The sequence below is a fragment of the Micromonospora sp. CNZ296 genome (assembly GCF_007827635.1).
This window is the reverse complement of record NZ_VISW01000004.1, coordinates 37,709-50,819: the sequence shown is the minus strand read 5'-3', so window position 1 is coordinate 50,819 and position 13,111 is coordinate 37,709. Positions and strand designations below refer to the sequence as shown.

Annotated in this window: 14 protein-coding genes; 8 read left to right on the top strand and 6 right to left on the bottom strand. The window is 72.5% G+C overall.

Annotated features, from left to right (window positions below):
- The first annotated feature begins 130 nt into the window (after positions 1-130).
- From ettA to FB455_RS08220, 4 genes are all read left to right on the top strand, one after another.
- A complete protein-coding gene (gene ettA, locus FB455_RS08235) occupies positions 131-1,807 on the top strand; it encodes an energy-dependent translational throttle protein EttA (protein ID WP_013288078.1) in 1,677 nt (558 codons plus the stop codon).
- Positions 1,808-1,820: 13 nt separating this feature from the next.
- A complete protein-coding gene (locus FB455_RS08230; protein WP_071098016.1) occupies positions 1,821-2,264 on the top strand; it encodes an acyl-CoA thioesterase in 444 nt (147 codons plus the stop codon).
- Positions 2,261-2,923 (top strand): DUF8185 domain-containing protein, encoded by a 663-nt coding sequence (locus tag FB455_RS08225; protein ID WP_145752758.1) that lies wholly within the window; start codon positions 2,261-2,263, stop codon positions 2,921-2,923. Before FB455_RS08230 ends, FB455_RS08225 begins: the two co-directional genes overlap by 4 nt.
- 131 nt (positions 2,924-3,054) lie before the next feature.
- A complete protein-coding gene (locus FB455_RS08220) occupies positions 3,055-3,639 on the top strand; it encodes a type III secretion system chaperone family protein (RefSeq protein ID WP_013288075.1) in 585 nt (194 codons plus the stop codon).
- Between the two features lie 7 nt (positions 3,640-3,646).
- On the opposite strand, the gene FB455_RS08215 is transcribed toward FB455_RS08220, so the two are convergent.
- The 3 genes from FB455_RS08215 to FB455_RS08205 all read right to left on the bottom strand — a co-directional run bounded on the left by FB455_RS08215 (position 3,647) and on the right by FB455_RS08205 (position 6,774).
- A complete protein-coding gene (locus FB455_RS08215) occupies positions 3,647-4,033 on the bottom strand; it encodes a globin (protein ID WP_174361815.1) in 387 nt (128 codons plus the stop codon).
- A gap of 78 nt (positions 4,034-4,111) precedes the next feature.
- Entirely contained in the window at positions 4,112-5,485 is a 1,374-nt protein-coding gene (locus tag FB455_RS08210) for an MFS transporter (RefSeq protein WP_047892631.1), read from the bottom strand.
- Positions 5,486-5,718: 233 nt separating this feature from the next.
- A complete protein-coding gene (locus FB455_RS08205) occupies positions 5,719-6,774 on the bottom strand; it encodes a mechanosensitive ion channel family protein (RefSeq protein ID WP_030273292.1) in 1,056 nt (351 codons plus the stop codon).
- Between the two features lie 228 nt (positions 6,775-7,002).
- Between FB455_RS08205 and FB455_RS08200 the strand changes: the two genes are divergently transcribed.
- Positions 7,003-7,542, top strand: coding sequence for an HNH endonuclease (locus FB455_RS08200; protein WP_013288071.1), 540 nt, complete (start codon positions 7,003-7,005; stop codon positions 7,540-7,542).
- 9 nt (positions 7,543-7,551) lie between these two features.
- On the opposite strand, the gene FB455_RS08195 is transcribed toward FB455_RS08200, so the two are convergent.
- The 3 genes from FB455_RS08195 to FB455_RS08185 form a co-directional block, all read right to left on the bottom strand.
- Positions 7,552-8,421 (bottom strand): class F sortase, encoded by an 870-nt coding sequence (locus FB455_RS08195; protein WP_013288070.1) that lies wholly within the window; start codon positions 8,419-8,421, stop codon positions 7,552-7,554.
- Between the two features lie 14 nt (positions 8,422-8,435).
- Entirely contained in the window at positions 8,436-8,945 is a 510-nt protein-coding gene (locus FB455_RS08190; RefSeq protein ID WP_013475465.1) for a hypothetical protein, read from the bottom strand.
- A gap of 77 nt (positions 8,946-9,022) precedes the next feature.
- A complete protein-coding gene (locus tag FB455_RS08185) occupies positions 9,023-9,463 on the bottom strand; it encodes an Lrp/AsnC family transcriptional regulator (protein WP_013288068.1) in 441 nt (146 codons plus the stop codon).
- 142 nt (positions 9,464-9,605) lie between these two features.
- On the opposite strand from FB455_RS08185, the gene FB455_RS08180 reads away from it, so the two are divergent.
- Genes FB455_RS08180 through FB455_RS08170 form a run of 3 tightly spaced genes read left to right on the top strand, consistent with a single transcriptional unit; the run spans position 9,606 to position 13,110 of the window.
- Positions 9,606-10,490 carry a tryptophan 2,3-dioxygenase gene (locus FB455_RS08180; RefSeq protein ID WP_030273297.1) on the top strand — a complete coding sequence of 295 codons (885 nt, stop codon included), beginning with the start codon at positions 9,606-9,608 and terminating at the stop codon, positions 10,488-10,490.
- A 14-nt stretch (positions 10,491-10,504) separates the two neighbouring features.
- Positions 10,505-11,785, top strand: coding sequence for a kynureninase (kynU, locus tag FB455_RS08175; protein WP_145752756.1), 1,281 nt, complete (start codon positions 10,505-10,507; stop codon positions 11,783-11,785).
- The gene (locus FB455_RS08170; RefSeq protein WP_013288065.1) at positions 11,782-13,110 is read left to right on the top strand and encodes an FAD-dependent oxidoreductase; all 1,329 of its coding nucleotides are present in this window, start codon (positions 11,782-11,784) and stop codon (positions 13,108-13,110) included. Before kynU ends, FB455_RS08170 begins: the two co-directional genes overlap by 4 nt.
- Position 13,111 lies beyond the last annotated feature (1 nt).

Genomic DNA, 13,111 nt, shown 5'->3' with positions numbered 1-13,111 from the left:
TCCGTACCTGTCAGGATTGACGGCGGCGTGCGCGCGGCCGGCTCCCGGCCGGCGGCGGCAGGCGGAGATCGACGCCCGCGCCCCGCACCCGACAAGCCCGCGATCGCAACCGACGGAGGTAGCCCGCACCGTGGCCCAGTTCATCTACGTCCTGGACAAGGCGCGCAAGGCGCACGGCGACAAGGTCGTGCTCGACAACGTGACGCTGAACTTCCTGCCGGGTGTCAAGATCGGGGTGGTCGGTCCGAACGGCGCCGGTAAGTCCAGCCTCCTCAAGATCATGGCAGGGCTGGACCGGCCGAGCAACGGCGAGGCCCGGCTCATGCCCGGCTACTCCGTCGGCATGCTCGCGCAGGAGCCGCCGCTCAACGAGGAGAAGACGGTCCTCGGCAACGTCGAGGAGGCGGTCGCCGAGACCAAGGCCAAGCTGGAGCGGTTCAACGCCATCGCCGAGCAGATGGCCACCGACTACTCCGACGAGCTGATGGAGGAGATGGGCAAGCTCCAGGAGGAGCTGGACGCCGCCGACGCGTGGGACATCGACTCCAAGCTCGAACTGGCCATGGACGCGCTGCGCTGCCCGCCGCCGGACGCCGACGTCACCCAGCTCTCCGGTGGTGAGCGCCGCCGGGTGGCGCTGTGCAAGCTGCTGCTGGAGGCGCCGGACCTGCTGCTGCTCGACGAGCCCACCAACCACCTGGACGCGGAGAGCGTGCAGTGGCTGGAGCAGCACCTGGCGAAGTACGCCGGCACCGTCCTGGCGATCACCCACGACCGGTACTTCCTGGACAACGTGGCCAACTGGATCCTGGAGCTGGACCGCGGCCGGGCCTACCCGTACGAGGGCAACTACTCCACCTACCTGGAGAAGAAGGCCGCCCGGCTCTCCGTCGAGGGACGCCGCGACGCCAAGATGAAGAAGCGGCTGTCCGAGGAACTGGAGTGGGTCCGCTCGAACGCCAAGGCGCGGCAGACCAAGTCCAAGGCCCGCCTGGACCGCTACGACGAGATGGCCGCCGAGGCGGAGAAGACCCGGAAGCTGGACTTCGAGGAGATCCAGATCCCGCCGGGCCCGCGTCTGGGCAACACGGTCATCGAGGCGCAGAACCTCACCAAGGCGTTCGGTGACCGGGTGCTGATCGACGACCTGTCGTTCTCGCTGCCCCGCAACGGCATCGTCGGCATCATCGGCCCGAACGGCGTCGGCAAGACCACGCTGTTCAAGACCATCGTCGGGCTGGAGCAGCCGACCGGCGGCTCGGTCCGGGTCGGCGAGACCGTCTCGCTGTCGTACGTCGACCAGAACCGGCAGGGCCTGGACGGCGACAAGACCGTCTGGGAGGTCGTCTCCGACGGGCTGGACCACCTCATGGTGGGCAAGGTCGAGATGCCGTCCCGGGCGTACATCGCCGCGTTCGGCTTCAAGGGGCCGGACCAGCAGAAGCCGACCAAGGTGCTCTCCGGCGGCGAGCGCAACCGGCTCAACCTGGCGCTGACGCTCAAGATCGGCGGCAACGTGATCCTGCTCGACGAGCCGACGAACGACCTGGACGTGGAGACGCTGTCCAGCCTGGAGAACGCGCTGCTGGAGTTCCCCGGCTGCGCCGTGGTCATCTCCCACGACCGGATGTTCCTGGACCGGGTCGCCACGCACATCCTGGCCTGGGAGGGCGACGACCAGAACCCGGCCAAGTGGTTCTGGTTCGAGGGCAACTTCGAGGCGTACGAGAAGAACAAGGTCGACCGGCTCGGCGCCGAGGCGGCCCGTCCGCACCGGGTGACCTACCGCAAGCTCACCCGCGACTGACCGGGGCCGACCCTTGTCTGACCGGTTCGTCTACCACTGCACGCTGCGCTGGTCCGACCTGGACGCGTACGGCCACGTCAACAACGCCCGCTTCCTCACGCTCTACGAGGAGGCCCGGGTGGCGATGATGTTCGCCGGCGGCCGGGCGTGGGGAGTGGGCTCGTTCGCCGACGGTGTGGTCATCCGCCGGCACGAGGTCGACTATCTGCGCCCGGTCGACTACGCGCTCGGCCGGGCCAGCGCGGAGGCTGCCCCGACGGTACGGATCGAGCTGTGGGTGGACCAGATCAGGGCCGCCTCCTTCTCGGTCGCGTACGAGCTGTACGACGGCGACACGCTGGCCGGCACCGCCCGGTCGCTGCTGGTGCCGTTCGACCTGACGGCGCAGCGCCCGCGCCGGATCTCGCCGGAGGAGCGGGCGTTCCTGCTCCGCTACGCGCCGGGGCTGAGCGGATGACCGGGCACGGGTTGACCGGGACGGCCGACGCCGGGGCCTTCCTGGCCCGGCTGGTCCGGTTCGACCCGGCCACGCTGGTCCGGCTGCGGCCGGTGCCCGGGGCGGGCCGTACCGCCCTCTGGGCGCGTCTGCCGTGGGGGGTGCTCGTGGTCCGAACCGTGCCGGGCGCCGCTCCCGGGGACGTCACGGTCGCCGCGGGGGAGCTGCTGGCCGAACTCTCCGCCGGGGGCGCCGCGCTTCCGGTACGCCGGGACGACGGCTGGCGGTGGCAGCTCCCACCGGCCGCGAGCCGGGCGGTGGAGGCGCTGCCCGGCGCCGAGCTGCGCCGGATCGCGGAGGCGGCGGCCGGGACGCTGCGCGAGGCGGCCACGCACGGTGTGGCGGGCCGCGCGGTCGGGCAGCGGGTGCTGCGGGACGCCCTGCTGGACCACGTCGCCGTGGTGGTGACCCCGGACGAGGCGCCTCGCACACCCGTCGAGGTGTCGCAGCGGCTGGTGCAGGCCCTGGTCCGGATGGGTTTCCTCGGCGCGGGCGCGGACGACGTTCAGGTGCGTACGGCTGGTCGATGGGTCGGACTCGTCGGACCGTTCGGGGCGGCCTGGTCGCGTACCGTCGCCGATCTTGCACTCAGGCCGACGGTAGGTCATCCGAACGGATGACCCCGCTTCGTCCTTCCGGTTTGGGGCGGTCGTTGGGGGGATGCCTCACGCCGTCTGTCCGGGTACCGTCCATCCTCGGATCCAACGCACCGTAGGCGTCCGGATCCGCTGGGGAGTGAGGTGCGCGAGCGATGCCGTGGTGGTCATGGCGCCCTGGTCCCGCCGCTGGCGGGGAGCCGGAGACTCGAAGCGGGACCACAGTGGATGACACCATCCGGGTCGGCCCACCGACCCCTCGCCAGCCGGGGGACGACGTGGCGCCACCTGAGCGGCCGGTCCTCGCGGACATGCCGGCCACCGTCGCGCCGGTCACCCTGAGCCGGGTCTGCGACGCGCTCGACCTGCTCGACGTCCGCTATCTGGCCGACGGCGACGGCAACCTGCTGGCCATGTGGGAGCGGCACGCCGTGCTCGTCGCGCTGGAGGGCCCGGACGACGAGATCCTGGTGATGCGGGCCCGCCCGCACGCGACGGTCCCGCCGGACTGGGCCGACCGGGCCTACCGCGTCGTGAACGAGTGGAACCACACCCGGCGCTTCTGCAAGGCGTACATCGGCGACCCGACCGAGCGCGGTCAGCTTCCGATCTACGCCGAGTTGCAGGTCCCGCTCGGCGCCGGCGCCCACGACGCGCTGCTCGTCGAGATGCTCGACTGCGGCGCCGCGGTCGCCGTCACGTTCGTCGACTGGCTGCACGACGAGGGCGCCCTGCTCTGAGCCGGGCTCAGCCCGCGGCCGGGTCCTCCATCACGTTCACCATGAAGTAGGCGGCCCGCTCCAGGTAGTCCCAGAGCGCGGCGGCGAGCTGCGGCGGCAGGTCGAGCGTGTCCACCGCCCGGCGCATGTGGTGCAGCCAGGCGTCCCGCTCGGCCGCGCCGATCCGGAACGGGGCGTGCCGCATCCGCAGCCGCGGGTGGCCGCGCTGCTCGGAGTAGGTGTGCGGTCCGCCCCAGTACTGGATGAGGAACAGGGTCAGCCGGTCCGCCGCCGGGCCCAGGTCCTCCTCCGGGTACATCGGCCGCAGCAGCGGGTCGTCGGCCACACCGGCGTAGAACTCGTCCACCAGCTTGCGGAAGGCCGGTTCACCGCCGATCGCCTCGAAGAGGGTCATCGACTCGCCTGGGGAAGTCACGCTTCCATCCTGCCAGGTGCGGCCCGGCACCCGCGCCCGCCCGCCGGGCGGCGCGGATCACGTCACCGCGTGCCGGTGTCGCCCGTGCTCGCGGTTCCGGTCACCGGACGCGGGGCCGGGCGCGTGCGCGTGCGCCGGCCCGCCACCGGCCGCCGACTCGGCGCGGGCGGCCGCGACGGCCTCGTGGATCACCTGTGGCCGGGGCCAGGCGAGCGCCGCCACCGTCATGATCAGCACACCGGCGGCGCTCCAGACGCCGACCACCGACGGGACCGAGAACCGCTCCGCGAGCGCGCCCGTGACCAGCACCGCGGCACCCTGGATGATCTGCGTGCCGCTGGCCATGACGCCGAACGCCCGGGCCCGGAAGCCGTCCGGCAGCGCCTGCACGAACAGGCCGTTGGCGACCGGGACGAGCCCGGCGACGGCGAAACCGCACCCCCCGGCCAGCAGCGCCACCACCGTCGGCGGCGGGTTGAACAACGCGGGTACGAGTGTCGCCGGCGCGATGATCATCAACGGTCGCATCAGCGTCAGCCGCCGCTCCGGGCCGACGAGCCGGCTGATGGTCAGCCCGCCGAGGATGTAGCCGACCGGGACGGCGGCCATGATCAGCCCCTGCGCGGTGCCGGCGTCCATCCGGCCGTCGGTCCGGTCGGCGGCCCAGCCCGCTGCCAGTCCCTCGGGGACGATCGAGAAGAGCATCGCGCTGAACACCAGCACCGCGATGGCGCGCAGCACCGGCCGCTCGAAGACGATCCGGAAGCCCTGGACGGTCTCCCGCAGCAGGTGGCTGCGGTGCACCTCGGACATCGCCGGTGGCCGCTCGCGGACGCCGAAGCGGACCAGCGCGGCCGAGACGGCGAAGGTCACGGCGTTGACGAGCAGCGCGGTGTTCGGGTTGAGCGCCGCCACCGTGGCGCCGATCAGGTAACCGACGACCTGGGCTGCCTGGCCGGCGCTGGTGAACGCGGCCAGGCCCACGACCAGCCGGTCGCCGGTCAGGAGGTGCGGCATCAGCGCCGACCGCGCCGCCTGGCTCGGCGGGTTCGCGAGCGTGGCCAGGAAGATCAGCGCGAAGATCGACCAGGTCGGCATCCAGGGCATCGCGACCAGCGCCATCAGCGCCATCCGGAGGAGGTCGCAGACGACCATGACCCGGCGGTAGTTGTGCCGCTCGGCGAGCGCGGAGAGCAGCGGGCCGCCGACCAGCCAAGGAAGGTAGCTGGCGGCGAACGCGGCGGCGGAGAGCGCGACCGAATCGGTCTCGCGCAGCACGAGCACTGTGACCGCGGCGCGGGCCAGGTAGTCGCCCACCCAGGAGAGGGTGTTGGCGGCGAAGATGGCGCGGAACTCCGACTGACCGAAGACGTCCCGGAAGGTGGCCGGGGCCTCCCGGGCGGGTCGCGCGTCGGACACCGTCGCCTCCATCGTTCCTGGTCGACCACTTGTGATGGCCCGACCGGGAACCGTCGTCAGATCAACCGATCAGCGAGGACACGAGCACGCCCCCCGGTGGAGCGTGTGCACCGGATTCTGCCCGATCGTCTGACAACTGGCTAGGGCGAACGGATTGATCGTCGCATCTCCGACTGAACGAACGGACGATACCCGAGGGGCCGCGCGGTGCGGAACCCCGGAAATCGTCCGGCTCGTCCGGCGACTCAGGTGGGTCCGCCGGTGCCCGTACCCTCGGCGGCGGGCGGCGCCGGTGGCTGGACCGGCAGGCCCGGGAACAGCCGTGCGGCCGCGATCTGCGCGACGATGCCGGAGTTCTCCAGCGCCTCCGCGAGGCGGCGGCGCAGCTCGCGGCCGACCGCGAACTGCCCGTCCGCGGTGGTCTTGACGACGGTACGGATCACCGCGCCGTCGACTGTCATCTGCTCGACGCCGAGGACCTCCGGCTCCTCCACGATGCTCGGCGCCAGCTCCGGGTCCAGCGCCACCGACGCCGCCGCGGTGCGCAGCACGGCGGTGGCCTCCTCGGTGCCGGCGAACCCGATCGGCAGGTCGACCACGACGAGCGCCCAGCCCTGGCTCTTGTTCCCGACGCGGACGATCTCGCCGTTGCGGATGTACCAGAGCACGCCGCGGCCGTCCCGGACCGTGGTGACCCGCAGCCCCACCGCCTCGACCACGCCTGTGGCCTCGCCCAGGTCGACCGTGTCGCCGACGCCGTACTGGTCCTCGATCAGCATGAACAGGCCGGCGATCAGGTCCTTGACCAGGCTCTGCGCGCCGAAGCCGAGCGCCACGCCGGCGATGCCCGCGCTCGCCAGCAGCGGGGCCAGGTCGAAGCTGAACTCCTTGAGCACCATCAGCAGCGCGATGCCGAAGACGAACGCGGTGACCATGCTGCGCAGCACCGACCCGATCGCCTCGGCCCGCTGCCGCCGCCGCTCCGGCACGAACTGGTCCGGGTCGAGCGAGGCGCTGGGGATCCGCTCGCGCAGCGGCCGGAGCATGGTCGGCACCGCGCCGTCGGTGGTGGTCCGCACCAGCCGGTTGATGGTCCGGTGCAGCGCCCACCGGGCGGCCACCGCGAGCAGCAGGATCAGCGCCACCCGCAGCGGCTTGAACAGGATCCAGTAGCTGCTCTCGGCGAACCAGGCGGAGTTCGTCACTCGGTACACCCACTCGCATGAGCTGCTGCCCTGGCAGTCCGGCTTCCGGTCGGAGACGGCGGCCAGCACGGCGGAGATCAGGTCGGAGACGTTCACTCTGCTTTCGTACCGCACGCCTGGCGGGCGGCGGACACCGCCACCTCGGCGAAGTGTCGCTACCCGGGGGGTAGCCCCGGATTAGTACGTGCAATCCGGGGCGCGATCAGGGACTATTGGCGCAACGGACGTCGGTGATCCGGCCGGCGTCGGAGCCGTCCCGCGCTGTCCGCGGGGCGGTTCCGACGCAGACGAGGCGGGAGCGACTGGACCGGGAGGGTGAGCGCGATGCCTGACATACGACCCACGGCGGGCTCCGGTGCACTCGTTCTCAACGCCACCTACGAGCCCCTGTGCGTCGTGTCGGTGCGTCGTGCCGCGATCCTCGTCCTCTCCGCCAAGGCGGTCTGCGTCGCCGACGGCGAGGGCATCCTGCACAGCGCGCGCAACGCGTTACCGGTGCCCTCGGTGGTGCGCCTGACCCGCTACGTCCGGGTGCCGTACCGCACCCACGTCGGGTTGTCCCGGCGGGCCGTGTTCGCCCGCGACGGTTGGCGGTGCGCCTACTGCCGGGGGCCGGCCGAGACCATCGACCACGTCTTCCCGCGCAGCCGGGGCGGCCGGCACGCCTGGGAGAACGTGGTCGCCGCGTGCGCGCGGTGCAACCACACCAAAGGCGACAAGACGCCCGCCGAGCTGGGCTGGCGGCTGCACCACCTGCCGGCCGCGCCCAAAGGAGCCGCGTGGCGGGTGCTCGGGCACCGCGCCCCCGACCCGCGCTGGGCGGACTGGCTCGACCTGCGCGAACCCGAGCCCGAGGCGGCCTGACCGGCCCGCTCAGCGCGCCTTGACCAGCGCGGCGTAGACGACCAGGTTGTCCGCGTACCCGGTCTCGCCGCCCACCCAGCGCCCGCCGCACGTGATCAGCCGCAGGTTGGGCCGGCTGAAGTCGCCGTAGACGTCCTCCACCGGCAGCTTCTCCTTGCCGTACCGCTCGATCGAGGTCACCTCGAACACCGCCACCGACCGGTCCTCGCGGGTCACCTCGATCCGGTCGCCGTCGTCCAGCTCCTTCAGCCCGTGGAAGACGGCCGGACCGGTGGTGGTGTCGACGTGCCCGACGAGCACGGCCGGTCCGTACTGGCCGGGGGTGGGGCCCTGGTCGTACCAGCCGACCTCGCCTGCGCGCTCCACGTCCGGCACCGCGATGCTGCCGTCCGGCGCGATGCCGACCCGGTGCACCGGCGCGCGCAGGTTCAGCTTGCCGATGCTCAGGTCCGTCGGCGGGCTGGCCGGCAGCACCGGGAACTTCTTCGGCGGCGGGCGCAGGCCGGCGACGATCCGGTCCGGCAGCACGCTGACCCCGGTCACCCGTTCCACGCCGAGCATGGCCACGATCAGCGCCATCACGCTCGCCACCACGAGCACCGGGACGCCGGGGCTGCGGCTCGGGGCGTACCGGCGGGTGGTGGTCCGTCCGGCGCGGGCCTCGACCGGCCGGGACTGCGGGTCGGCGGTGGCGACGCTGGCCGAGAACGCGTGCCCGGCGACGTGGGCGAACCGGCGCGCGGCCCGGGACGTCAGCCGCAGCGCGGCCCGGAGCCGGCCGGCGCGCTCCGGCGACCGGCGGCCGGGACGGGCGGCGGCGCGGCGGGTGCGGTCCGCCGCCGGGCCGGTACGGTCCCGGCGGCGCGATGAGCGGGCCATTGCGGCACCTCTCGTCAGACGCGGCCGCCGGGCTTGCGGCGGGCGCTCACACCGGCCACCACTGCCACCGCGACCAGGCCGCCGACCAGCAGCAGCGAGCCCGTGCCCCGGCTACCCGCGGTGCCACCGCCGCCGGTCGCCGGCCCCTTGCTCGGCTGCGCCATGTTGAGCACTGTGAGCATGGTCGAGGCGGTGTTGCCGTTGGAGCAGTCCAGGTTCACCGGGTAGTCGCCGGGCGCCTTGTTGCCCGGCACGGTGACCGAGCCGGTGAGGAAGCCGTTGTCGGACCGCAGCGTCACCCGCCCGAAGGCGTCCGAGGTGACCTGCGCCTGGCGGTTGTTGCTGTTGTCGCAGCCGGCCCGCAGGTTGACCCGGGAACCGGCCTGGACGCTGTTCGGCGTCACCTCGATGAACACGCTCTCCCCGGCCCGGGCCGGCGGCGCGGTGGTCAGGACGAACGCCGCGACCAGGCCGAGCAGGCCCAACAGGGACGACAACGCACGATGTGACACGAGCCCTCGCATGGTTCCCCCCTCCCGGCGCGACGATGCGCCGGACCACTGACGGGCAGCGGCGCCTGCTTTCCCGGAGGGCGGGGTAGCTAACGGGGCGCCTTGACCACGGGGTGCCAGGCCAGCGGGGTGGACAGCACCATCGTGCTGGACGGCTGCCCGTACGGCGCGAGACGGTCGATGACCTCCTCGAACTCGCCCATGTTCGTGGCGGCGACCTTGAGCATGCTGCACGCGTCCCCGGTGATCCGGTGGATCTCCATGATCTCCGGCCAGCCCGCGACGTCGGGGTCGTTGAGGATGCAGCGCGCGCCGTAGCAGGACATCCGGATCAGCGCGAGCACTGTGCGTCCGGCCCGGGTGAGGTCGACGTGGGCGTGGTAGCCGGTGATCACACCGGCTTCCTCCAGCCGCCGTACCCGCTCGGCCACAGCGGGCGGCGACAGGTGGACCCGGCGGGACAACTCGCTGTACGAGAGCCGGGCGTCGGCCTGGAGCTCGCGCAGCAGCGCCCAGTCCATGTCGTCCACGCGCGGACCTTCCTTCCGTAAAGACAGCGACGCGAGATGGTTTCGGTTCGCGAAGTGAGACCACCATACCGCCGTTGAACAGGCATTCCATTCGGCCGTCCACCAGCGGGATCATGACTTCTACCCCGCGCACGGACGGAGAATGACTGTGGAACAGACGACGGCGGTGCGCCCGGTAACCCCCCAGGAACGGGCGGCTCGGGCGGCGCGCAACGGCGGCGAGCCGACGCTGGAGTTCGCCGACCGCGTGCCGTACGACGCGTACGTACGGGCCAGCACACTGCACCGGCTCCAGGAGCCGCTCAGCGACGACCCGGGCGAGATGTCCTTCCTGATGGTCAGCCAGATCATGGAGCTGTACTTCGGCCTGACCTGCCACGAGCTGCGGCACGCCAAGCGCGAGCTGCGCGAGGACCGGATCTGGGAGGCCCTGCCCCCGCTGCGCCGCGCCGCCCTGCACCTGGAGGGCCTCAACGCCGCCTGGCACGGCCTGCGCTGGATGAGCCCGGCCGACTTCAACCGCTTCCGCGACCGGCTCGGCGAGGGCTCCGGCTTCCAGTCCGCCATGTACCGGCAGCTGGAGTTCCTGCTCGGCCTGCGGGACCGGGCGCTGATCCGCCCGTTCCGCCGGCAGACCGAGGTGTACGACGAGCTGACCGCCGCGCTCGCCACGCCGAGCCTCTGGGACGAGGTGGTGGCGCTGCTGGCCCGCAAGGGCTTCGACGTGCCGGCCGAACTGCTGTCGCGGGACGTGAACGCCGAGCACGAGGCGCACCCGGCGATCGAGGCGGCCTGGGTCCGGATCTACGGCGACAACGGCCCGGACAACCACCTGCGCCTGCTCGGCGACGCGCTGACCGAGATCGCCGAGGAGTTCGGCGACTGGCGCTGGAACCACGTCAAGGCCGTCCAGCGCACGATGGGCGCCAAGGTCGGCAGCGGTGGTTCCGCCGGACTGGCATGGTTGCAGCGCAGCATGGCCCGGGTGGTCTTCCCGGAGCTGTGGTCGGCCCGCACAGCGATGTGACGAGAGAGAACAGCATGCACACCCCCGAGAACGAAGCCCTCCGCCGCGACGCCGCCGACCCCGGCCACCGGCACCTGTTCCACATCCCACCCGCCGACGGCGGGCGCTACCCCGACACGGCGTACCTGGCGGGCAACTCGCTCGGCCTGCAGCCCCGGGCCACCCGGGACGAACTCCTCGCCGACCTGGACGCCTGGAGTCGCCTCGGCGTCGAGGGGCACCTGGAGTCGGAGCGCCCCTGGCTGCCGTACCACGAGCTGCTGACCGCACCGGCCGCCCGCCTGGTCGGCGCGCTGCCCGCGGAGACCGTGGTGATGAACTCCCTCACCGTGAACCTGCACCTGCTGATGGTCAGCTTCTACCGGCCGGCCGGCGAGCGCACCCGCATCGTCATCGAGGACAGCGCGTTCCCCTCGGACAGCTACGCCGTGCGCAGCCAGGCCCGCTTCCACGGCCTGGACCCGGACACCACTGTGGTACGCCTCAAGCCGCGCCCCGGCTCGGACACGCTCGGCACCGAGGACGTGCTGGACTTCCTGGCCCGCGAGGGCCACACGGTGGCGCTGCTGATGCTCGGCGGCGTGAACTACCTGACCGGCGAGCTGATGGACATCCCGGCCATCACCGCTGCCGGCCGGGCCGCGGGCGCGGTGGTCGGCTGGGACCTGGCGCACGCCGCCGGCAACGTGCCGCTGGCGCTGCACGACTGGGACGTGGACTTCGCCGCCTGGTGCTCGTACAAGTACCTCAACTCCGGCCCTGGCGCGCTGGGCGGCGTCTTCGTCCACGAGCGGCACCTCGGCGACCCGTCGATCCAGCGGTTCGAGGGCTGGTGGAGCACCGAGGCGGCCACCCGGTTCGAGATGACCCCGGTGTCCCGGCCGCCCGCCACAGTGGAGGCGTGGCAGATCTCCAACCCGCCGATCTTCGCGATGGGCCCGGTGCGTACCTCGCTGGAGCTGTTCGACTCCGTCGGCATGCCCGCGCTGCGCGAGCGCAGCCTGCGGCTCACCGCCTGGCTGGAGCAGTTGCTCGACGAGGTGACGCCGGGCCGCCCGCTGACAGTCGTCACCCCGCGCGACCCGGCCCGCCGCGGTTGCCAGCTCTCGGTGCGGATCGGGGTGGGCAGCGCGAACGAGCTGACCAAGCGGCTGCGGCACGAGCACGGCGTGGTCGCCGACGCCCGGGAGCCGGACATCGTCCGGTTCGCGCCGGTGCCGCTGTACTCCTCGTACCACGACTGCTGGCGGGTCGCCGAGGCGCTGGCGGCAACGTTTGAGAAGGAGGGCTCGTGAGCGAGCGCGACGAGATCGCCGTGGTCGGCGCCGGGCTGGCCGGCTGTCTGCTGGCCTGCTACCTGGCCCGGCGCGGCTACCCGGTGGCCCTCTACGAGCGGCGGCCCGACCCGCGTACCGGCACCGCCGAGCGGGGCCGGTCGATCAACCTGGCGCTGTCCGAGCGTGGCCTGGACGCGCTGCGCCGCATCGGCCTGGAGGACGAGGTCATGGCGGACGCGCTGCCGATGCGCGGCCGCATGATCCACCCGGTCGAGGGCGAGCCGGAGTTCCAGTCCTACAGCGGATCCGGGGACCGGGCGATCAACTCGATCAGCCGGGGCGCGCTGAACAACGCGCTGCTCGACGCCGCCGCCGCGCTGCCGAATGTGCGCGTCGCGTTCGACCACCGGCTGGTCGGGCTCGACCCGCTCGGCGGCGAGATGACGTTCGAGACCCCGCAGGGCAAGGTCACCGCCACCGCCTCGGTCGTCCTCGGCGCCGACGGCGCCGGCTCCGCGGTGCGTGGGCAACTGCTCGCGTACGGCGGCCTGACCGAGAGCCTGGACTTCCTCGACTACGGCTACAAGGAGCTGACCATCCCGCCGCTGGGCGGGGAGTTCGCGCTCGACCCGGGCGCGCTGCACATCTGGCCGCGCGGCACCTCGATGATGATCGCGCTGCCGAACCCGGACCGCTCCTTCACCTGCACGCTGTTCTGGCCCACCCACGGCACCCGCAGCTTCGCCTCGCTGAGCAGCCCGGCGGCGATCGAGCAGTTCTTCGCCACCCACTACCCGGACCTGGTCCCGCTCGCGCCGAACCTGGTCGACGACTACCAGCACAACCCGGTCGGTGTGCTCGGCACCGTGCGCTGCACGCCGTGGCAGGTGGCAGGCAGGGTCGGCCTGATCGGCGACGCCGCGCACGCCATCGTGCCGTTCTACGGCCAGGGCGCGAACTGCGCGTTCGAGGACGTGGTCGAGCTGGACCGCTGCCTCGACGAGTGCGACGACGAGTGGGCCGCCGCGCTGCCGCTGTTCCAGCACCGCCGCCAGGACAACGCCGAGGCGATCGCCCGGATGGCGCTGGCGAACTTCGTGGAGATGCGGGACAAGGTCGCCTCGCCGGTGTTCCGCACCCGCAAGCAGGTCGAGCACGCGCTGGAGCGCGCGCTGCCCGGCCGCTACGTCTCCCAGTACGAGCTGGTCTCGTTCTCCACCACCCCGTACGCGCAGGTGCGCCGCCGGGTGCGCGCGCAGTACGCGGTGGTCGGCGCGGTAGCGGCCGGCGCGGTCGCGCTGCTGGCCGGCGGTGTCCGCGCGGCGCTGGGGAGGCGGCGATGAC